Source organism: Megasphaera cerevisiae DSM 20462, assembly GCF_001045675.1.
Taxonomy (GTDB): domain Bacteria; phylum Bacillota; class Negativicutes; order Veillonellales; family Megasphaeraceae; genus Megasphaera; species Megasphaera cerevisiae.
Map to the genome: position 1 here is coordinate 36,961 of NZ_LEKT01000009.1, position 23,094 is coordinate 60,054.

The 23,094-nt window shown below is 43.7% G+C and carries 17 protein-coding genes and 1 pseudogene; 4 read left to right on the forward strand and 14 right to left on the reverse strand.

Going from position 1 to position 23,094, the window contains the following annotated elements; translation table 11 throughout:
* Positions 1 to 260 precede the first annotated feature (260 nt).
* From AB840_RS04405 to AB840_RS04425, 5 genes and pseudogenes are all read right to left on the reverse strand, one after another.
* The gene (locus tag AB840_RS04405) at positions 261 to 1,685 is read right to left on the reverse strand and encodes a cation:dicarboxylate symporter family transporter (RefSeq protein ID WP_048513626.1); all 1,425 of its coding nucleotides are present in this window, start codon (positions 1,683 to 1,685) and stop codon (positions 261 to 263) included.
* Positions 1,686 to 1,872: 187 nt separating this feature from the next.
* On the reverse strand, positions 1,873 to 3,828 hold the full coding sequence (gene htpG, locus AB840_RS04410; RefSeq protein ID WP_048513627.1) for a molecular chaperone HtpG: 1,956 nt from the start codon (positions 3,826 to 3,828) through the stop codon (positions 1,873 to 1,875).
* Positions 3,829 to 4,044: 216 nt separating this feature from the next.
* Positions 4,045 to 5,556 (reverse strand): phosphohexomutase domain-containing protein, encoded by a 1,512-nt coding sequence (locus AB840_RS04415; RefSeq protein WP_048513628.1) that lies wholly within the window; start codon positions 5,554 to 5,556, stop codon positions 4,045 to 4,047.
* A 73-nt stretch (positions 5,557 to 5,629) separates the two neighbouring features.
* Positions 5,630 to 6,560: pseudogene (locus AB840_RS04420) on the reverse strand (transketolase family protein).
* The gene (locus AB840_RS04425; protein WP_048513629.1) at positions 6,560 to 7,378 is read right to left on the reverse strand and encodes a transketolase; all 819 of its coding nucleotides are present in this window, start codon (positions 7,376 to 7,378) and stop codon (positions 6,560 to 6,562) included. The pseudogene AB840_RS04420 and the gene AB840_RS04425 overlap by 1 nt, the downstream one beginning before the upstream one ends.
* A gap of 283 nt (positions 7,379 to 7,661) precedes the next feature.
* Here AB840_RS04425 and AB840_RS04430 point away from each other — a divergent pair, with 283 nt between their 5' ends.
* From AB840_RS04430 to AB840_RS04440, 3 genes are all read left to right on the forward strand, one after another.
* Entirely contained in the window at positions 7,662 to 8,486 is an 825-nt protein-coding gene (locus tag AB840_RS04430; RefSeq protein WP_048513630.1) for a Cof-type HAD-IIB family hydrolase, read from the forward strand.
* A gap of 22 nt (positions 8,487 to 8,508) precedes the next feature.
* Entirely contained in the window at positions 8,509 to 9,009 is a 501-nt protein-coding gene (locus tag AB840_RS04435; RefSeq protein WP_072061756.1) for a hypothetical protein, read from the forward strand.
* 276 nt (positions 9,010 to 9,285) lie between these two features.
* Positions 9,286 to 10,770, forward strand: a complete 1,485-nt coding sequence (locus tag AB840_RS04440) for an aldehyde dehydrogenase family protein (protein ID WP_048513631.1) — start codon at positions 9,286 to 9,288, stop codon at positions 10,768 to 10,770.
* Positions 10,771 to 10,942: 172 nt separating this feature from the next.
* Here the strand turns inward: AB840_RS04440 and AB840_RS04445 are convergent, their stop codons facing one another.
* The 7 genes from AB840_RS04445 to nifJ all read right to left on the reverse strand — a co-directional run bounded on the left by AB840_RS04445 (position 10,943) and on the right by nifJ (position 19,395).
* On the reverse strand, positions 10,943 to 12,034 hold the full coding sequence (locus AB840_RS04445) for a glycerol dehydrogenase (RefSeq protein ID WP_048513632.1): 1,092 nt from the start codon (positions 12,032 to 12,034) through the stop codon (positions 10,943 to 10,945).
* A 22-nt stretch (positions 12,035 to 12,056) separates the two neighbouring features.
* Positions 12,057 to 12,335, reverse strand: a complete 279-nt coding sequence (locus AB840_RS04450) for a hypothetical protein (RefSeq protein WP_048513633.1) — start codon at positions 12,333 to 12,335, stop codon at positions 12,057 to 12,059.
* Positions 12,335 to 12,643 (reverse strand): NifU family protein, encoded by a 309-nt coding sequence (locus AB840_RS04455; protein WP_048513634.1) that lies wholly within the window; start codon positions 12,641 to 12,643, stop codon positions 12,335 to 12,337. Before AB840_RS04455 ends, AB840_RS04450 begins: the two co-directional genes overlap by 1 nt.
* 9 nt (positions 12,644 to 12,652) lie before the next feature.
* Positions 12,653 to 14,104, reverse strand: a complete 1,452-nt coding sequence (locus AB840_RS04460; RefSeq protein WP_048513635.1) for a 4-hydroxyphenylacetate 3-hydroxylase family protein — start codon at positions 14,102 to 14,104, stop codon at positions 12,653 to 12,655.
* Between the two features lie 41 nt (positions 14,105 to 14,145).
* Positions 14,146 to 14,562 (reverse strand): MaoC family dehydratase, encoded by a 417-nt coding sequence (locus tag AB840_RS04465; protein ID WP_048513636.1) that lies wholly within the window; start codon positions 14,560 to 14,562, stop codon positions 14,146 to 14,148.
* A 35-nt stretch (positions 14,563 to 14,597) separates the two neighbouring features.
* Complete coding sequence (locus AB840_RS04470) at positions 14,598 to 15,737, reverse strand: acyl-CoA dehydrogenase (protein WP_048513637.1); 1,140 nt, start codon at positions 15,735 to 15,737, stop codon at positions 14,598 to 14,600.
* A gap of 136 nt (positions 15,738 to 15,873) precedes the next feature.
* Entirely contained in the window at positions 15,874 to 19,395 is a 3,522-nt protein-coding gene (gene nifJ, locus AB840_RS04475) for a pyruvate:ferredoxin (flavodoxin) oxidoreductase (protein WP_143745040.1), read from the reverse strand.
* 596 nt (positions 19,396 to 19,991) lie between these two features.
* On the opposite strand from nifJ, the gene AB840_RS04480 reads away from it, so the two are divergent.
* A complete protein-coding gene (locus AB840_RS04480) occupies positions 19,992 to 20,798 on the forward strand; it encodes an IclR family transcriptional regulator (protein WP_048513638.1) in 807 nt (268 codons plus the stop codon).
* 75 nt (positions 20,799 to 20,873) lie between these two features.
* On the opposite strand, the gene AB840_RS04485 is transcribed toward AB840_RS04480, so the two are convergent.
* Positions 20,874 to 21,635, reverse strand: coding sequence for an HpcH/HpaI aldolase family protein (locus tag AB840_RS04485; RefSeq protein ID WP_048513639.1), 762 nt, complete (start codon positions 21,633 to 21,635; stop codon positions 20,874 to 20,876).
* Between the two features lie 54 nt (positions 21,636 to 21,689).
* Positions 21,690 to 23,093 carry an FAD-binding oxidoreductase gene (locus tag AB840_RS04490; protein ID WP_234984831.1) on the reverse strand — a complete coding sequence of 468 codons (1,404 nt, stop codon included), beginning with the start codon at positions 23,091 to 23,093 and terminating at the stop codon, positions 21,690 to 21,692.
* Between the last annotated feature and the right edge of the window lies 1 nt (position 23,094).

The window sequence follows — 23,094 nt, forward strand, 5'->3', positions numbered from 1 at the left end:
TTAAAAAATAACTATTATCGGTTACATTAGTATAGCATGGAACCAAACATATGTACAGATATAACTATGTGAAAAAATCCGTCGCATCTGCACGCTTATTTTTGTATATTCCCGCAGTGATTTTTCCGCTATGCAGCTGCTTAAAAGCCGCATCCCACCGTTTCGAAAAAATCGGACATACAAAAACTGCCATACACCGTATGCTGCGTGTATGGCAGTTTTCTATGTAAAGCTCTCCCGCATGCAAAGAAAGATATGTTTTATTGTTTGTTATCTGTGTCCGTCTTTTTTGTCTGTAATCCTGCCTGCATATCCTGATAGGTATGTGCGTTAAGGGAACCCATATATTTATCGACAATCAGCGCATTGGTAATTGCTCCGGCAACATTCAACAGTGTCCGGCCCATATCAATAAACGGGTCGATTGCTAAAATGGGACTGACTTTGACAAACTGTGCTCCCATGCCAACGCCAGACAGTCCTACAGACGCCGCCATGGTCGCTACGCCGGGAATCCCGGCAATACCGAGTGAGCCAATCGTAACAACGATAATCGTCATGACAATCAACGTAAAGTCAATAGGCTGTCCCGTCACGTTAGCCACATAGACAATCAACATAGACGGAAATACACCGGCGCAGCCTTGCATGCCGGCAGTGCAGCCAAAACCTGCAACAAAACTGGCCGTTCCTTGAGAAACACCGAGACGTTTTGTCAGCGTTTCCAGGGTCATCGGCAGGCACCCCAGCGAAGACCGGGAAGTAAATGCCAGCAGCAGAGCCGGATAGGACTTTTTCAAATGAGGCCACGGGTTAATTCCGTACAAGGCCAGCATAATCAGCTGAATAATAAATTGCAGAATCATAGCGGCATAAAGCACAATAATAAATTTTCCTACATCAAGAAGTCCGACCAGACCATGCTGCGCAATGGTATTCGCCAGCAGTGGAATTACGGCATACGGCATAAGATCCAAAATCAGCAGTGCCATATTGATAATGGCTTTGTACAGGCTGTTGATCAATTTATACAATGGTTCTGCCGTTTCTGCGTCTTCATAGTTGACCCACCAAATAGCGGCACCCAAAATAGCGGCAAAAATAACCATTCCGATGACATTATTATGAACCATGCTGTCCACAAGATTTCCTGGAATAAGGCTGCGCAGCGTCGAAGCGACTGATACGATTTCCTTGGCTTTTGCCGCGCCGCTCTCAACGGCTATGCCCGCCCCAACCTGAAAGAGCATCCCCATAGCCGTTCCGACTACAGCCGCAATGGCTACCATCCCCATCGTCACGCCCACGCCGGCCTTGACCAATTTACTCATGGTCTGTCCGCCCTTCATGTTGATAACGACATGAACCATCGTAATAAGTACCAGAGGTACAACCAGCATTTTAATCAAATCCATAAAACCATTGCCAAATAACGCGTACCAATTCGTTACCTCTTTGACAAATGTGATTTTCATCGGTTCCGGCGAAAATCCGATCATGGCCTGGATACTTAATCCTAACAGCAGACCTAAACCCGTACCGATCATAACAACAACGGAAAAACTCATGTGCCGTTTTTTATACAAATAATAAATAAAACCAAAGAGCACTATCAGCACCGCCAAAAACAAAACGGTCCGCATATCGCTGATCATCAAAAACTGCCGTAAAAAGACACTTTCCATACTAAGACCACCCTTCAAACTATTCCGCATATGATAAATAATTGCAAATATTGCATATAGAAAACTATACCATTACACTTTCTTATCGTCAAATGTGCACTAATCAAACATACGATTCCTTATCCCGCACAAAAAAGAAGTACGGTGAGTATATGGTGCCCACCGTACTTCTTTTTTGCAATCTATTTTATTTTGCCATCATTTCAGCAACTTTATTTGCAAAGGTGACAGGATCATCCGGCATAATCCCTTCCAGGAGAAGTGCCTGATCATACATCAACTTGCAGTAATCCTTGAATTCCGGCGCATCCTTGCCGGTTTCATGCACATGCTGCAACCTTTCAAAAAGGGCATGGTGCGGATTGATTTCCAAAATCCGTCTGGCCTTGAGCATCGGGTTATTTGCCGCTGCAAAGGCTTGTTCCATGGAAAGAGACGGCCCTGCCGCATCAGATACAAGGCATACGGCACCCGTTTTCAAGCGATTAGATAGCCGAACGTCGACTACTTTTCCATCCAAAAATTCCTTCATATCATTCAAAAGACCTTCATTATTTTTAGTCAAGTCTTCATTTTTCTTCTTTTCTTCTTTAAATGCATCATCGTCGAGATCCAAATCCCCGCGGCTGATAGAGTGGAACTGTTTGCCATCATATTCACGAATGGCTTCAACAGCAAATTCATCGACAGGATCTGTCATGCACAAGACTTCAATATCCTTATCGCGCAGCAATTCCATTTGAGGTAATCCATCAATAGCCGCTTTATCTTTGCCCGTTGCATAGTAAATCTTCTTCTGCCCTTCCTTCATACGGCCTGCATATTCCTTGAGTGTGCAAAGCTTGCCGTCCTTTGAGGACGTGAACAGGATCAAATCCTTTAACTTTTCGACGTTATTTTCGCCGCTCATCATGCCGCTGTAAATCCCTATTTTCAAGGATTTACCATATTCGGCCCAGAATTTTTCATAGGCGTCCCGGTCTTTATCCAGCTTGCGAGTCAACGTCTTGAGAATATTTTTTTCCAAATTACGTCCCATAAGCTTCAATTCCCGGCTTTGCTGCAACAATTCCCGTGAAATGTTCAAGGATAAATCAGGTGAATCGACAAGGCCTTTGACAAAACGCAAATAATCCGGAAGCAGATCCTTGCATTTATCCATAATAAATACATGCCGCGAATACAGTTGAATGCCCGGTTCATAATCAGAATAATACAAGTTGAAGGGGGCACTGCCCGGAATAAACAGCAATGCCGTATATTCGACATTCCCTTCTACACGCGTATGGAAAATTTCCATGGGATCTTCCCATTCAAAAAATTGATGCTGGAAAAATTCTTTATATTCTTCTGGTTTAATATCTGATTTAGTACGCGTCCACAGAGGCTGCATGGAATTTAAAGTACGTGTTTCCACACGTTCTTCCTCTTTAGCATCTTCAATGGGCTTGCCGTCTTTGTCCTTTGGTTTTTCCTTTACCGTGAACTCCATGGTAATGGGATAACGAATATAATCCGAGTATTTTTTAACCAGGCTTTCAAGGGAATTTTTATCCGTATAGTTTTCTTCCGCATCACTGCCATAAAAACCTGTGCCTAAATGCAGGACAATCGTAGTACCATGCTTTGGCTTTTCGCATTCTTCCAAGCTGTATTGACCATCTCCTGCCGATTCCCATTGGTATGCCTTAGTTTCTCCAGCTTTGCGTGTGACGACAGTCACGCTGTCGGCAACCATAAAGGCAGAATAAAAGCCAACACCAAACTGACCAATCATATCTTTATCTGTTACCTTTTCATCGGCTTCCTTCGTTTCTTTCAGCTTTTCCAGAAAAGCCTTCGTTCCTGATTTGGCAATGGTCCCCAAATCCTGAATGATTTCATCACGGTTCATGCCGATCCCGTTATCAGAAATCGTCAGCGTATGCGCAGCTTCATCCGGAGTCAGGTGAATTTCAAAATTCGTGTCTCCTTCCAATAATTCCCGATTGGTCAAGGATTGATAATGAAGTTTATCAATCGCATCCGAGGCATTGGAAATCAATTCCCGTAAAAAAATTTCATGATTCGTATAGATAGAATGGACCATCAAGTCCAACAACTGCTTCGTTTCTGCCTGAAATTCAAACATTTCTTTTGCCATGTCTAACAGTCTCCTTTTATTCAAGATATATTAGCACTCCCTATCATCGAGTGCCAGTTCTCCTTTATATCATACAGCATAAAGTCAAATAGTCAAGAGAAATTATATTTTTTTTGCCAGACACCTTCTTGGTTTGTGTTTTTCTATGTATATGCTAACAAACAGTTCTCCTTCAATGGCAACTATACCGATACAAATCAATACGATGACTTGTTATTATTGATCAAATACACTCATGTCCAGACAATCAAAGCCGGTCAAAAGTTTCCTGACCTGTCCCGCAATATGTCTGCAGCCGCCGGGATGCTTGCTTTCTATATTCAGCGGCATATTCGGATCATGCAGAGACATACGAAGCAGCGCCCAGCCATCAGCAAAGACCAGTCGTGTACCTTCATACGATGGTTTGGCAATGGCAATACCAGCCGCAGCCGCCCGCGCTTCAAACATGCGAAGAACCTCCGTCCCATATGCCTTGACATCATCGGTTCCTTTAATTTTCAATCGATATTCTTTGCTTTCAGCCGGTTGTTTTAACGCAGCAATCAGCGTGCCCAGAGACCTTCCTTCTTTTTTCGCCCAGGCGGCTGCAATCAGCAGCTTGACTGCTAAATAGGCTCCATCGTCAAGATAATAATTTTCGCTCAGTGCTCCATGACCCGATGTTTCGATGGCCAGCGGCGATACGGTTTCGTTTTGATTCAAGCGAATACATTCGTCAATAACATTTTTGTAGCCCCGCATATACCGGTGATGGATCAAATGCAGTTCATCCTGTAAAAATGTAGTCAATTCATCTGAGGTAACAGAGTCCGTCACAATCGTGCTGCCAGGATACGTTGGCGCCAGAATTGCCGCCATCATTGCAATCAGTGCATTTCGATCAATAGCCTTCCCATCGGGAAGAACCGCACTCATGCGATCTACGTCCGTATCAAAAATAAGTCCCAGATCGGCATGATTGTCTAAGACAGCTTTACGAATAGCCGCCATGGCCTCTTTATTTTCCGGATTGGGAATGTGATTGGGAAACATACCGTCCGGATCGAGGAATTGACTGCCTGACGTATCGGCTCCCAGCACAGCAAGCACTTTATCCGCAAAAAATCCGCCGCCGCCGTTTCCGGCATCCACAACAACATGCATCCCCGCCAGCGGCTTACTGTCAGGCGCAGCCTGCAGGCCTTCCCGTATTTTCCCGCATAAGTGCTTTGCATATATATCAATAATATTAATTTTCTGCACGCCTGCATTGCCACAGGATTGCGCCTTCATGCCGGAAGCACTCCGGAGTACTTCCGTAATATCTGCTTTTTCCAAACCGCCGCTTTTTGTAAAAAACTTTAATCCGTTACGGTTGTACGGCAGGTGGCTGGCCGTAATCATAATCGCTCCGTCCATATGGGTCTGCTCAAAAATAATCGACATAAACATGGCCGGTGTGGAGGCCAAGCCGCAATCGGCAGCTGCCGCCCCCTGCACACAAATACCTTCTAACACGGACTGTTTCAGCATGCCGGCAGAAATACGGGAGTCATGACCCACTGCAATCCGCAGGTTGCCCGGCTGTTTTCCTGTTTTTGCTGCCAAAAAACGGACAAAACCCGCAGCAATACGATTCACGGCTTCGGGGAACAACGTAACCGGCTCTGAGGCGCCCCCCGCTACTGCTACGCCGCGGACATCGCTGCCGTTTTGCAATTTCATCATGTTATCATCCGTAATCATATCATTTCCTCCCTATGCACTAAGTATGTATTTCCTTATAATAATACTGAAAAACGCACCGAAAAACAAGCTGCTAAGATCGGATTCCCAGCATAACATTTTCGACAATGTTCCGAGCCGTCAATCCATATTTTTCCAGTAGTTCACTTGCTGATCCCGATTCTCCGAACTGATCCTGTACGCCTACAAATGCCTGCCTTACCGGACATTGCCGCACCAATACTTCCGCCACTGCCGAACCGAGACCGCCAAGGACAGTATGTTCTTCGGCAGTAACGATAAATCCTGTTTTTTTCGCAGCTGCCACAATCCCTGCCACATCAATAGGTTTAATCGTGTGCATATTGATGACCATGGCCTGTATCCCTCTGCTCTTCAGTATGTCTGCCGCTTCCAGGGCTTTATGCACCATAATTCCCGCAGCAATGATTGCCACATCCCTGCCTTCCCGAAGAATCTCGCTTTTACCCCATTGGAACCGATAATCTGCTGCATGAATCTCTTCCACAGGATCCCGGCCCATACGTATATATACCGGCCCATCGTGAGCCACAGCCGCCTGAACGGCAGCCCGCCGTCTCTATAGCGTCAGATGGGCTGATGACGGTCATATTAGGCAGACTGCGCATGATCGACATATCTTCAATAGCCTGATGTGTCGCCCCATCGGCACCTACAGTCAGGCCGGCATGGGTAACACAAATTTTGACATTCAAATTGGGCAGGCAGATCGAGTTGCGTATTTGTTCAAACGCCCGCCCTGCAGCAAATACGGCAAAAGTGCTGGCAATCGGTATTTTCCCGGCAGCCGCAAAACCGGCAGCCGTTCCCATCAAATCCTGTTCGGATATTCCCATATCAAAATACCGTCCCGGTGCTGCGGATTTGAACGCGATTGATTTTGTTGAGCTTCCCAGATCCGCATCCAACACTACGATCCGGGGGTTCTTATATAATTCATGCTGTAAAATATGTCCGAATGCAGTTCGCATCGCAGTTCCCATCATACATTACCTCCCAGTTCCCCGAGCGCTTCTCTGCACTGTCTTACATCTGGAGCTTTACCATGCCAGGCAATTTCATTTTCCATAAAGGAAATTCCTTTTCCCTTGATTGTCTCCGCTACAATAACAGAAGGACAGCCTTTTGCATGTTTTGCCAAGACCAATGCGGATCGGATCGCATCATAGTCATGACCATTGATTTCCAGAACGTTCCAGCCAAAAGATCGAAACTTATCAGCAATTGGCATGACCGACATGACATCTGTATTTGCGCCATCAATCTGCAGCCCGTTATGGTCAATAAACAAAGTAAGATTATCCAGCTGGTACTGTGCTGCCGACATTGCGGCTTCCCAAATCTGCCCTTCCTGTATTTCCCCATCGCCGGCGATGACATACACACGCCAATCAGCAGCATCGACTTTAGCAGACAGTGCCATTCCATTTGCCGCAGACAAACCTTGTCCTAACGATCCGGTCGACATGTCGATTCCCGGAGTCGTATTCATATCTGGATTTCCTTGCAGCATCGCGCCGCACTGCCGCAGCTTCCATAATTTTTCTTCCGAAAAAAAGCCCCGTGCCGCTAACGTAGCATATAATGCCGGCGCCGCATGTCCTTTGGATAGCACAAAACGATCCCGATTCTCCCAATGGGGTCGCGACGGATCCACGCGCATTGTTTCAAAATATAATACTTGCAGCATATCCACAATGGACAAGGCACCGCCAGGATGTCCGGATCGCGCTTCCGTAATCATTTTCACAATATGCCGGCGAACCTGTGCTGCATGATCCGCCAATTCTGTGTTTGTCAAAATACCTCTCCTCCTTTATCACCTTTTCATGTTATTCTATTATACCATCTGCAGCGTATTTTATTTATTAAAAATTGCGAGACACACAAAAAATATGCGCTTAAATCCATTTTCTGTGAATATAGACGGTCTTGCACTGCTGCAGTATTTTTTTCTATATTTTATGTAATATTAAACAGTCATTTTATCACTTCGTTTTTTTTCAGGTATGATAAAATCGCTTTACGCTGCCGGTAATCTATGCTAGACTAAGTCTATTCAAAACAAAGGAGAGATCGGTCCCATGCGTACATATAAAATTATTGCTTGTGATATGGATGAAACCTTGCTCAGCAACGATGCTACTATCTGCCAACGTAATATAGAGGCTATCGCCAGAGCTACCGCAGCAGGGATCAAATTTGTTCCCTGTACCGGACGCGGCTTTCGCTCGGTCGCGGGAATTTTAAAAACCTTACAATTATATGATAAAAGAGGACAATATGTCATTGCTTTTAATGGCAGCAGTATCACGGAAAACAAAAATTCCACGTCTTTATATTGGGATGCCATCCCCTTTGCATTGGCCAATAAACTATACCAGAAAAGCGTGACCTATGGCATGTGTACACACATATACACTCATGACCATGTGTATATCCGCCGTATCACACCTGATGAAAAAGCTTTTTTAAAGGGACGGATGGATTACATCCCGACAGAGGAAAGGACTCTCGATTTCTTAAAGGGTGATGCTGTCAGTAAAATCATTATTATGAACACAGATGATGCAATTCTCCAAAAAATTCATCAGGAAATGCGACTTTGGCTTGCTGACGCTGAAGTCAGTTTTTCAAGTAACCGATATATCGAATTCATGCACAAGAATGTTACAAAGGGAGTCGGGCTCCTCAAGCTAGCTGAACTCCTTGGAGTTCAGCCCGAAGAAACGATGGCGATCGGAGACAATATCAACGATATTGAAATGTTAAAAGCTGCCGGACTCGCTATTGGAGTACGCAATCTGAATCCACGAATTCGCCTTTATTGTGATGTCATCACGAATGCAAATAATAACGAAGGTGCTGTCGCAGAAGCAATTGATCGCTTTATATTCGGCAAAGAGTAGCTCAATTTGAAGGGAGAAAATAATGAAAAAACTATTACTGCTAACCGCTTTAAGTACTATCATCAATGCCTCTACAGCGTTGGCCGTCCCGGTGCCGGGCGTTCCCGACGTGGGCATTCAAGGTGGCGTCGGTATAAAAGAATCCTATATTGAGGGCAGAGTAGCTCCTAAATTAACCATCGGCTATAAATACGTCGATCGTGATGAATATGGACATCAGAACGATTTTTACGCTAAATATAATCTGGTAGGCTCCCATATTCAGCTGCTCGGCGGCTGGCGCAATCATATGAGTGGTCAATCCGATTCTATATATGGAGGCGTCGGCGTATCCACACCTCATGTACTGGGCCTGCAGCCATATGCCACCTATGTAGTTGGTTCTCATTTTGATGAAGCCCAGATCGGATTGAACTATAATCTGGCCTTAGGGCTGGGCTTTAATGTAAATTATCACAACTACATGCCCGATAACGGCGACAATGAGCACGGCGTCGGAGCCGGCGTAACCTATCGATTTTAACCTAAAACAGACACGGTCCTCGCAGTGTCTGTTTTTTTGTATATAAACACCTTTACATTTCAGAGAATCCTCTCATGTAGACTTATACATCCATACGCATATATTCGTCAAATGAATTCCATATATTCACAAAATTACTCATTGACATTTCTATCACTCTATGATATATTTTAATTGATAAAGGTTGTCAACTAAAATATATTTGTTGTTGTGTGAATGTTGTAACATTCATTTCTATTATATTTACCATTATTTTTTGTAAAAGAGGTGTCATTTATGACAGAAAAATGGATACGCGATTCTTATGGTTTGTACATTAACGGTCAGTGGGTTCCCGCCAGTGACGGCGCTACCTTCCATGCTGTCAACCCAGCTAACGGCGACGTATTATCAACATGCGCCCAGGCAACAAAGGCTGATGTCGACGCGGCAGTAAAGGCTGCTCACGCGGCATTACCCGCCTGGAAAAAAACAACGCCGGCACAGCGTCAGGATGCATTGCTGAAAATAGCAGATGCGATCACTGCCAATAAAGATAAGCTGGCTATGATCGAAACCCTGGACAATGGTAAACCTATTCGCGAGACAGCAAACGTTGACGTTCCGTTTGCAGCGGATCATTTCCGTTATTTTGCAGGTGTCGTCCGCACTGAAGAAGGGCGTGCCTCTCTGATTGATGAAAATACATTGAGCCTTGTTGTTCATGAACCAATCGGAGTGGTCGGCCAGGTAATCCCTTGGAATTTCCCTTTCCTTATGGCAGCATGGAAATTAGCTCCGGCACTGGCAGCTGGTTGCACTATTATTCTGAAACCATCCAGCACGACGTCGTTGAGCGTTCTTGAATTAATGCATTTAATTGAAGGTATTCTGCCGCCTGGTGTAGTAAACGTAATTACCGGCAAGGGTTCTAAATCGGGACAGTACATCCTTGATCATCCGGATATTCAGAAGCTGGCATTTACAGGTTCCACAGAAATCGGGCGTGATGTATACAAGGCCGCCATGGAAAAATTAATTCCGGCAACGCTTGAATTAGGCGGCAAATCAGCCAACATCTTCTTTGAAGATACTCCTTGGGATATGGCAATGGATGGCGCTCAATTGGGGATTCTCTTTAATCAGGGCCAAGTGTGCTGCGCCGGTTCTCGTATCTTTGTTCAGGAATCGATTTATGATAAGTTTGTAAGTGATCTAGCAGAACGCTTTAACCGCGTAAAAGTTGGTTTTCCTTGGGAATCTGATACACAAATGGGTGCTCAGATCGATCAGACTCAGGTCAAAAAAATCCTGGAATACATAGAAATCGGTAAAAAAGAAGGTGCACGGCTTGTCTGCGGCGGTGAAAAGATCACAGGAAATGAGCTTGAAAAGGGAAACTTTATCCGCCCGACCATTTTTGCTGATGTAAAAAATGATATGCGCATCGCTCAGGAAGAAATCTTTGGGCCGGTTGTATGCATCATCCCCTTCAAAGACGAAGCCGATGTAATCGCTTTGGCGAATGCCAGCGAATACGGTTTAGGCGGTGCCGTCTGGACCCGTGACATTAATCGTGCCATTCGTGTAGCCCGTGCCATTGAAACAGGACGTATGTGGGTCAATACCTACAATGCAATCCCTGCCGGAGCTCCTTTCGGAGGATATAAGCTTTCCGGTATCGGCCGTGAAACGGATAAGACAACAATGAAGCATTATATGCAGACCAAAAATATTTACATCAATCTTTCGGAAAAACCGAGCGGATTGTATGAAACCTAAGCATACTTGAATATGCTCTATATGAAAAGTTTTGTTCACAGCTCATCCTTCTGGATGAGCTGTTTTTTTATGTTTTCTTATCTGCTATAAACGTAGTAGGGTAAGGATGGAATTTTTCCCATCCTTACCCTTTTGCACAAAACATATTACACCTGTATCTGTTCAGTATTTTTTATGTATGGCCTCCCGCCGCATCCGCGGCCATGATCGCATTATATACTTCTTCTGCCGTAATATCAGGACGGATATTTTTTGTGAATTGCGCTGGTGCTGCCGCTGCTTCCGCAGCCTTACGGATTTCCGCTTCCTTTACCTCTGTAATTCCCAAATCAGCAAGACACGATGGCAGATCGACAGTCCGGATATAGGCCAACACAGTGTCCCACTCTTCCTGTGGCGCATGTTCCAACTGAAGTTGTACTAAGAGTCCAAAAGCAACCTTTTCACCGTGCGATGCCTTGCTCGCCTGTGGGACATGGGCCAGACCATCATTGACAGCATGGGCCGCTGCCAGTCCTCCAGACTCAAAACCAACACCGCTCAAATACACACAAGCTTCAACAACCACTTCCAGTGCTGGCGTAACAACATGATGTTCCACCGCTGTCAGTGCATTGACCGAGTTTCTGAGCAGCGTTTTATAGCACAATTCGGCCAAGGCCAAGGCGGTCATAGAACATTGACCGCGGGACATGGTTTTCGCACCACTCCGGCGACAGGCCCGCGCTTCAAAATACGTGGCCAGGGCATCTCCCATACCGGCAATCAAATACTGTTTCGGGGCCTGAACAATCAAGTTCGTATCAACAAGGACTATATCCGGGTTTCGATGCATCATGAGCGCTTTTACGACAACGTCGTCATCATTATAAATAACCGCAACGCTGCTGCACGGCGCATCATTAGACGCAATCGTCGGAATAATTATTGCCGGCAGTCCTCCCATATTCGTCGCCACAGCCTTCGCCGTATCCAGTGCCTTACCGCCGCCAACACCGATAATGGCATCGCAGCCCTGTTTCTGTGCTGCTGTCACGGCATCAGCAATTGCTTGTTTTGAGCATTGACCGCCAAATTCCCAGTAAAACATCGTCTTATCTGCACTTTTCAGCGAGACCGCAATGCGATCTCCAATGCGCTTCTTATTATTAGCAGATCCGATCACCAAAAATGATGTTCCTATTTTTTTTATATAGTTACCCAGCCTATCCAATTCTCCTGCGCCCTGGATATAATATCCAGGTGCTTTTATCCCAATTGTCATACTATAAATCACCTTTCAATGATCATTTCCCGCTGCGTGGCATCGCACTGAGTTGTATTTCCACAGCAGCCATATCCTCCTCCTGGGTAACAAAAAACAGATGCTGTCGTGCTACGAGACCTTCTATACCGGCACATCCTCTGGAACATCCGCATACAACAATCCATATATCTTGTGCCATTCTTTCATCTGAAACATACGAATATGTATGGTGGGGATACATTTTCTGTAAGTGCCTGATTGCTTCGACACGATCATATTGACTGTTGCACCCACCGCAATACTTAATGCCGATATCCATTATATACTCCCTGCTGAATCTGACCGTCTTAATATATTTCGAGCTTGCTGCAGTAAATCTTCACTTACACAATTAAATATGACGGTTTGAATCTGCGGAAACGCTGCCAATATTTTTTCTCTAATGCATTCTCCTGTAACTGTCAAAGCACTAGGGCAGCCACTGCACCTGCCTGACATTTGAAGATGTACAACGCCATCCGTGATAGATTGAATTACGATATTTCCCTGATGCCCCCATAACCTCGGGCGAATTTCTGCATCCATTAATGCTTCCATCTTTTCTTTAATATCATTAACCACAGCCATCACCTATCCTTATTCGGTTACATGCGCCAGTTCTTTTGCCAGTTCTTTTTTCATTTCCAAATTCCCCTGACGGGAAATCATAATACGCTGAGCCTGCGGTGATCCCGCACCATGCATGGATTCCGTACGATAGCCAACGGCTGCCGTTCCCAAACACAGATTTTCAATCAGCCGTAAAACCTTCAGACGATTTTCCGTTGAAACAACACCGACACCCTTCAAATATTTTTCTACATATTTACCTAATTTAGGGTCTCGCAAATCCAGTTCAGACGGGGCTGTCACCATAAGACCACCGGCAATATCTTCAGCAAGGCGCACAATTTCATAAGGAAATCGTGTGACATTTTGCTTGCAGACATTCGCCAAAAGCAGATCAATCAGATAGTTTCCCGACTCGGTTTTTGTCCCCAAAGCAGAGCAAGCAATACCGCAGCTATACAATGTTTCATTCAAATGCTGCATTTCAATAATTTTATCTTTTATATGAGAGGCTCTGGCACAACCATTATAGTCAGCAATCAGTGCCGTCGCGCCGATGAGGACGTCACCCACTCCGACTTTACAGCCGCCATAGGATTGACGATGATATCCGGCAAAACGTTCTACCATCATACCTGCAAATTCCACTTCACCGTTAAGGAAAATCTGATTGTTGGGAATGAAAACATTATCAAAAATAACAAGAGCTTCTGTACCGCCAAATTCCGGATTGCCTGTATCCATAGGCGCTCCTTCCACTTTACGAGTATCACACGATTGACGGCCGACAATCATAAAAATACCTTCTGTATCTGTACGGCAATGAAAAGATACAGCATACTCTTTGTCAGCTTCACGCATAGCAATCGTAGGCATAACAATAACTTCATGCGAATTAATGAATCCTGTCTGATGTGCCTTAGCTCCGCGAACGACAATCCCATCTGGACGACGTTCTACAACATGCAAAAATAAATCCGGATCATCTTGTTCATGCGGAGCTTTGCCCCGATCCCCCTTCGGATCTGTCATAGCCCCGTCTACCGTCCAATCCTCTTTCTGCACTTGTTTTAAGAAATTGACAAAGTTTTCATGATAATGGGTCCCATATTTCTGATCAATTTCATACGTAGTAGAGTAAACAGCATTAGATGCGTCCATTCCCACACACCGCTGAAAGCATGCGGCGGTTTTCTGCCCCAGCAATCGCTGCATTTTCACTTTGTTCATCAAATCCTTGGCACTCTGATGAATATGGGTAAATCGATTTATTTTTTCCCCTGTCAAATGAGAGGTCGCCGTCATAAGATCTTCAAATTCCGGCAGCTGTGCCAAATCATATGTCATCCGTACCGAATTAAGAGATGGCCGTAAAATAGGATCATCTGCCGGACACTCGACCTTCTTGCCAAACATGTATACTTGCAGATTCATGTTCCGCATGCTTTCAATATATTGTTCCCCTGTTCTCAAGGTCATAGGGTATTCCTCCTAAGTATATACGCATAATGTAAGCTATATCATTTCTTCAGCATAACTGCTTTTCCATCGGTAACAACCACGCCATCCTGATTGACAACTGTCGTCTTATATATCAGGCGTCGCTTTTCCGGAATTTTTTCAATAAGCTCCGCAGTACATGTAATAGTATCACCGATTCGGACAGGTGCTTTAAAAAGCAGCTCTTGTGAGCAATAAATGGAAGTCCCGCCGTGAATCGCTTGAGTCATCGTCGTTGAAATAATTCCAGCGGACAGCATTCCATGCGCAATTCGACTCTTAAACAACGTTTTTTCTGCTTCTACCTTATTAATATGGAGAGGGTTAAAATCACCGGTAATGCCTGCAAACATATAGACGTCAGACTCGCTGATCGTCTTGCCAAAACTGGTTTTATCCCCAATATTCATTTCATCGTACGTTAATATATCACTCATTTACACAGCCTCCGAGTAGTAATCATAGTATGTCATTACTGCAATAAAGCCCCTGAAATAACCATTTTTTGTACTTGGTTGGTTCCTTCATAAATCTGTGTGATTTTTGCATTTCTCATAAGCCGTTCCACATCATATTCACGAATATATCCATACCCACCTAAAATTTGTACGGCATCCGTAGCAATAGACATGGCCGCATCAGACGCATACATTTTAGCCATAGCCGCTTCTTTTGAAAAAGGAAGCCCTGCCCCCTTCAGACACGCTGCACGATAAATCAGCAGTCTGGCAGCATCCAGCCGGGTTGCCATATCCGCCAGCATAAAGGATACACCCTGGAATTTACAAATAGGCTTACCAAACTGTACTCGTTCCTTGGAATATTTAACGGCTGCATCCAATGCTGCCTGACCAATTCCTAAAGCCTGCGCAGCCACACCAATACGGCCGCCGTCCAAGCTGGTCATAGCAATCTTAAAGCCTTTTCCTTCCTGGCCCAAAAGATTTTTTTCTGGTACTTTTACATCCTGAAAGACCAATTCCATCGTCTGTGATCCATGGATCCCCATTTTATGTTCCTTTTTTCCAAAAGTGAAGCCCGGCATACCTTTTTCCAGAACAAAAGCCGAGATGCCTTTAGTGCCTTTTGCCTTATCAGTCATCGCAAAAACGACATAAATATCTGCTTCACCACCATTAGTAATAAAACACTTGCTGCCGTTAAGCAAATAATAACCATCCTTCTTTTCCGCATGCGATTGCTGTCCGGCAGAATCGGTACCGGCATTCGGTTCTGTCAGGCCAAAAGCCCCCAGCTTGGTGCCTTCTGCCAAGGGCACCAAATAGGTTTGCTTCTGTTCTTCCGTACCATACGCAAAAATCGGCCATGCGCACAATGACACCGACGCAGCATAGCTGCAGGCAATAGAATCATCTACGCGGGATAATTCCTCATTAGTCAAAATATAGCTGAGGTAATCACCCCCGCCACCGCCATATTCTTCTGGAAAAAAAATCCCCATCAAACCAAGCTCACCTAATTTATCTACAATAGTACGATCAAACACTTCCGCTTCATCACGCTGCTGTACTGTAGGAGCAATTTCTTTAGCTGCAAAATCACGAACCAGTTTGATAATCATTCGCTGTTCATCAGAAAACTGAAAATCCATATTCTATCCAAACCCCTTTCTCATACGACTATCATTGTCATCAAATATAGTATGATACCAAGAAGCTCTGCCATTACTTAGAATGGAGCGTTTATCCCAGCAGCAGCAAAGCTTCTTGCTATTTAGCCCAAACTAATTATTTTTCTGCCATTTTCGAATATGTAGCATATCGTTCTTTAGCTTCGCGAATAGTCTTGGCATACAACGTTTCCGCACGTTCCGGGAAATTAATTTTCAAGCGGTTATACCGGTTTTCTCCGCTCAAATATTCTCTCATTTTTTCTGAATCTGGTTCCGGAGAATCAAGCTGGAATGGATTTTTCCCTTCTGCCGCAAGACGCGGATCATAACGGTACAAATGCCAATAGCCACATTCCACAGCCTTTTTCATTTCCATCTGTGTTGCACCCATACCGGCTTTGATCCCATGTTCCAAGCAAGGGCAGTACGCAATCACAATAGAGGGTCCCGGATAGGCTTCGGCTTCACGAATGGCTTTCAAGGTCTGAGCCTGATTATATCCCATCGCCACCTGCGCGACGTATACGTATCCATAGGTCATGGCAATTGCCCCAAGATCTTTTTTCTTCACTTGTTTGCCGCCAGCCGCAAATTTGGCAACCGCCGCCGTAGGAGTCGCTTTGGAAGACTGTCCGCCAGTATTCGAATATACTTCTGTATCCATGACCAAAATGTTGATATCACGATTTTGAGCAATTACATGATCAATACCGCCAAAACCAATATCATATGCCCAGCCGTCACCGCCAAAAGCCCATATTGATTTCCGCGCTAAAAACTCTTTATTCTGCAAAATGAATTCTATATCTTCGTTTGCCGGAATCCGTTCCAATCCATTAATCAATTGATCCGTCACTTCACGAGATTTACTGCTATTTTGATAAAAATCCAAGTACTCATCAATGACATCTACAGCAATCGCCGCATCTTTCAACGCCTGCAGATGAATAACCAGCTCTTTTTGAATCGCATCCTGCGCACGCAGGAACCCATACGCAAATTCAGCATTATCTTCAAATAAGGACTGTTCCCAGCAAGGTCCAAAGCCGCGGGCATCTTTGCAGTACGGCGTCGTTGGCAAAGAACCGCCATACGCCGAGGAACAACCGGACGCATTGGCAACATACATGCGACTTCCAAAGAGTTGTGTAACCATTTTGATATAGGTTGTTTCGGCACATCCTGCACAAGCTGGTGAAAATTGGAAATACGGTTTCGCAAACTGTGCTTCCTTCACTGTTTTATCACTGACAACTTCCTTCTTGAGGTATGATTCATCCATAACAAAGCGGTTGAAATTATCCTGCTGCGCGGCTACTTCCTCCATAGGAACCATCGTAAGCGCACCTTTTTTCTTCATTGGGCAAACACTCAAGCATACGCCGCAGCCAAGGCAATCATACGGTGAAACCTGCATCCGGAAATGGTATTGTGCCACTTTAGCCCCTTTTGCCTTAGCCGTTACAAAGGATGCCGGCGCCTCCGCAAGCTCTTTATCCGTAAGCAGTACTGGGCGAATAGCGGCATGGGGGCATGCCATGGAACAACTATTGCATTGTACGCAGGCATCCGCATTCCATTGCGGCACGTTAATAGCCACGCCTCGTTTACTGTATGCCGTCGTACCGAGCGGCCATGTGCCATCAAAGCAATTATGTTTTTTAAAGATGGATACAGGCAAGGCATCCCCTTCCTGCCGATTCATCGGTTCTACGATATCATGGATAAAAGCAGGCACTTGTAATGTATCATACCGAGCTTCTGCAGCTTCAGCCCATGCTGCCGGAATTTCAACCTTCACTAATCCATCAATTCCTGCATCTACGGCCTTATTATTTTTATCTACAATTTCCTGCCCGCCTTTTTTAAAATAACTGTCATAGTTGCCTTGCTTCATTGCATTGACGGCTATATTTAAAGGAATAACCTTGGTTAATTCAAAGAAAGCAGCCTGCAAAATAGTATTTACACGATTTCCCAGCCCTATTTCACCAGCCAGTTTTGTGGCATTAATTGTATAAAACTGTGCATGCTTGTTATACAAATCACGTTTCATTTTAGCTGGAAGCTGTACCTCCAATTCGTCCTGACTCCACGGGCAATTCAGCAGATACACACCGCCTTCCTTCAGATCAGCTGTTGTATCATATTTATGGACGTATGTCGGCGCATGACACCCTACAAAATCGGCAGAATCCACAAGATATGTCGCATGAATCGGCTTATCACCAAACCGCAGATGGGACTGTGTTAAGCCGCCTGTTTTCATAGAATCATAAGAGAAATATGCCTGAGCGTACTTATCTGCCTGCAACCCGATAATCGTAATTGCACTTTTATTGGCACCGACGGTACCATCTCCTCCAAGTCCCCAAATCTTAGCAGCGGTCTGCGCCGGATAGGAAAGCTTAACTGGTTCAGAAGCCAAAGACGTATGCGTCACATCATCAATAATCCCGATCGTAAAATTATTTTTCGGCGTACTTTTTGCAAGATTTGTATATACTGCAGCAATCTGCGCCGGCGTTGTATCTTTGGATGATAGTCCATAGCGGCCGCCAACAACGATAATATCACCACGCCCCGCTTGAATAAGTGCGCTCTGTACATCCAGATACAGCGGTTCCCCAATACTGCCGGACTCTTTCGTACGATCAAGCACAGCCACTTTTTTACATGTCGCCGGAATCGCTTCTGTAAAATATTTCACCGAGAAAGGCCGATACAAGTGAACCTGAACCATGCCGACTTTGCGGCCATGCGCATTGAGATAATCCACCGTATCGCGAACGGTTTCTGCACCAGAACACATGATCACGATAACTTCTGCAGCATCCGGTGCCCCATAGTAATTAAACAGCTTATAATCACGTCCTGTTAACCCGTTGATTTTATCCATATATTGCTGCACTACATCAGGTATAGACGCAACTTTTTCATTGGCGCCTTCCTTACACTGGAAGAAAATATCCGGATTGACAGTCGTACCGCGTTCATGCGGATGTTCCGGGTTTAGCCCGTTTTTACGAAATGCATTAAGCTGCTGATAATCTACCAACTTTTTTAAATCTTCATAATCAAGCGCCTCAATACGCTGCATTTCATGAGATGTCCGAAAACCATCAAAAACATGCATAAACGCATATCTGCCGCCAATAGCTGCTAAATGAGCTACTGCACCTAAATCCATGGCTTCCTGCGGCGAAGAAGACATAATCATGCCAAACCCGGTCATCCGACAGGCCATGGCATCTGAATGATCACCAAAAATGGATAACGCATGTGCGCTGACAGTACGAGCAGCTATATGAAATACGCCCGGTAAAAATTCACCACCAATTTTGAACATAGGCGGAATCATAAGCAATAGCCCTTGCGAAGCGGTATAGGTTGTCGTAAGGGCGCCTGCCTGCAGGGATCCATGACACGTTCCGGCAGCTCCAGCTTCAGATTGCATCTGAATGACATCTACAGTATTGCCAAAAATATTCTTTTTCCCTTTTGCGGCCCATTCATCTACTTTTTCTGCCATAACTGACGACGGCGTAATCGGAAAAATAGCAGCGACTTCCGTAAAAGCATACGATGCATATGCTGCTGCCGTGTTCCCATCCATAACTACATATTTTTTTTTCACGATGTTTTTTCCTCCCTGACAAAACAATTATCTATATTTAAAATAAATATGCATATACCGAACCTTGCGATGGAAGCTATATGTCTCCTTTTCCACATGAATACGTTGCTACCTATTGATGCGTTTTTAGTTCGTGTATACGTTTTAATTCTTATATTCGTTATTTTATCATTTTATATGAAAAAATTCAATACCTATTCTGTATGAACTCAAAAAAAGAAAGACTATTTTCTCATTTTATGCCATCTATGGACTTCTGCATTAAGCCGCTATCACCAGATGGAAAATTGTATAAAGTTCTATGACGATTCAATTTTTATATTTATCCCTGCTGGTATTCAACTATCATAAAATTATTCAATCTCTGATTTATAAGAAATTATATACATTAATAGGAACGTATATTCTTGTGTAATCATGCAGTCTATTCAGAAAATAGTTGTTCCAATATCTGGACTAGATACAAGTAATACTATATAATTATATGTAATAGTATAATTCATGAGACTAAATTCATTTGAAGAATAAAGACCAAACTATTACCAGCAAGATTAACGGTATATATCAGTATAAATTAATGAAAGAAGTGATATTTTATGGCGTATTCACAACACAAGCCTACGTTGCGCGTTTTGGATATTATGCAAATTCTGGCTTCTTCCAAAGACGAGGGACTAACCCTAACAGAAATTGCAACACAAATACAAGTTCCCAAAAGTACAATTGTTCCTATCATCCATACGCTGCGGGACAGAAAATTTATCGAACAAAAAAACGACGGTAAATATATCATCGGTATCAGTATGTTTCTTATCGGATCTGCGTCATTAAAAAATATTACGCTGCTGGATGTTTTTAAAACCGAAATGAAAAAGATTGTCGCCAAAACATCAGAAGTGTGCCAACTGGGAATATTAGTGGATGGCGATATATTATATTTAGCAAAGGAAGACTCACCAGAACCCATTCGACTGGTTTCTTTTGTAGGCAAACGACTGCCTGCATACAGTACCGCAATTGGAAAAGCACTGCTCAGCGACTATTCTTATGAAGAATTAACCACACTTTATAAGGAACCTTTGAAGGCGATGACAGAAAAAACATGCCAAAGCATACCTCAATTATATGAAGAATGTTCTCATTCTAAACAAGACGGTTATTTCCAAGAATCCGGCGAGAGCTCCCTTGACTTAAACTGTTTGGCCATTCCTATAAAACACAATAATAAAATTATTGCAGCAATCAGCGTAAGTATTCCTACATTTCGCTTAACTGAAGAAAAAAAAGGCTTAACAATTCAAGCATTATTTTATGCTCAGGAAACATTGGAGCATAATTTACAAAGCTTAGGGATTACAGATAATAATTTATTCGTCAATTCTTTTATTTCTGCTGCTGAATAATTAATAAACTATATAAAGAAGCGCAGGGAAGTTATGATATCATTCAGACTTCCTCTGCGCTTCTTTTTTTACAAATTAATGCATTTTAAAGTAATCTGCATTTTCTTTAAAGCGTACATACAGTTCTCCTACATCACTGGAAAAGGATACATATTGGACACCCCGGTTCCTCCATTCGACGGCCTTTTGTACATCATCCACAAAAAAGCCTATCGCCACGCCGACCTTTGCCGCCTGTTCCATAATATGTTCCATTTGTTCAATAACCTTAGGATGATCAACTTGACCTGGAATTCCCAAAGATGCCGACAGGTCATATGGTCCAACAAACAAAACGTCAACGCCTTTTACAGTAAGAATATCCGGCAACGCCTGTACTCCATCCTGCCCTTCGACCTGAAGCACAACTGCGGTCTTATCATTGGCTCTGCCAAAAAAATTCTCTTTAGAAATACTGCCATATTTCCCGGCTCGTACAAAACGATTGCAGCCACGATTCCCCATGGGAGCAAACTTGGCAGCTTGCACTGCAATTTCAGCAGCTTCCTTTGAACCAATATTGGGTATTTGTACTCCATCAGCACCCAAATCTAACGCCTTATCCACAAGTTCCGGATTGCCTTCATACACCCTGACAATAGCTGGTATTTGTGCCAATTTGGCTGCTCGAATAAGATCCACGGTTGCTTCCAGAGGAATTTCTCCATGTTCATTGTCAATGATGACAAAATCAAACCCTGCAAGTCCTGCAATTTCCACAACTGCAGGATAATTCATATTTAAAAATGGACCAAACAATTTCTCCCCGTTTTTTAATCGTTCTTTAAATGTATTCATGCTTAATACCTCACATTCATATTGCAATAAAATATATATTTTCTCAATATTTCATCACTCAACATCAATAATTTTAGATGGGTTCATGATATTATTCGGATCCCATGCTTTTTTCAATAATTTCATAAGTTTTAATTCTCCTGCTGGTGTAAACTTTTCAAAGGCGTCCTTCTTTTTATACCCGATACCGTGTTCTCCTGACATTTTGCCCCCCAACTTGTACACCAATGAAAAAATATCATCATCATACGCATGCAACGTATGGGCCCATTTTTCCGGTTCCTGATTTTGCGTATTCAAAATATTGACATGAATATTTCCATCCCCAATATGTGCAACAATGCCGCCATCAATACTATGTTTTCTCATAATTTCAGGCAATTCCGCCGTAACATTAATAATCTTGTCCAAGGGCACGACATAATCCGAACTTGCCCACGTCAGACAAAGTTCCCGACAGGCATCTGCAAATTGTTTTCGTGCCTCCCAAATTCTATCATCCGCCATTAACACATCTACTGCGCCGGCTTCATCACATAAATCACTCAACTGTTCCATTTTTTTATCTAATTCATCTTGGTCGTATGCTTCTACCGTGATAATATCATACACACCTCCGTTCTTGGCATGCGGCAAGTCACACTTTATAAAGTTACCGCTAATGACAATCGCCCGATTATCCATATATTCAATACTCGTAGGTTCAATACCGGCCTTCAAAATTCTTCTCGGCAACGCCAATGCTTTCGACGAATCATCAAAAATAGCAACAATGTCAAAAGAATAGGGTGGCAAAGTGCGTAGTTTTAATGTCGCTTCCGTAATGATACCCAATGTACCTTCAGACCCGCTGATTAACTGTTCCAAACAATATCCCGTGCTGCATTTTTCCAAACGCGCGCCAACTTTTACAACATCGCCTAGCGGAGTAACTACAGTAAGGCTGTAAATTTGATGCCGTGTCGTCCCATATTTAACCGCCTTGTTACCGCCGGCATTGGTTGCCAGGTTACCGCCGATTTGACAGCTTTCAGCACTGCAGGGATCACCGGCATACAATAATCCCTTTGCCTTTGCAGCTTGTTGCAGATCCACAGTACGCACACCTGGCTGTACGATACAAAACAAATTATCGGCATCCATTTCAATAATTTGATTCATTCGTTCCAATTCCATCACAATGCCATGATGTACCGGAATTGCCCCACAGGATAGTCCCGTTCCAGCTGAGCGCGGCGTAATAGGAATCAAACACGTATTTGCCAATTTCACAACTGCGGCAACCTCCTCTGTAGATGCTGGAAACACAACCACTTCCGGATAATGAAAATAGATAGAGTTTCCTTCTTCATCCGTTTTATAAATTTCTAATTTATCCGCATCAGTCGTCGCATATTTATCACCAACAATATGTTTTAATTCTTGTAGGATTGATTCTGTAATAGAATTATATGTCATA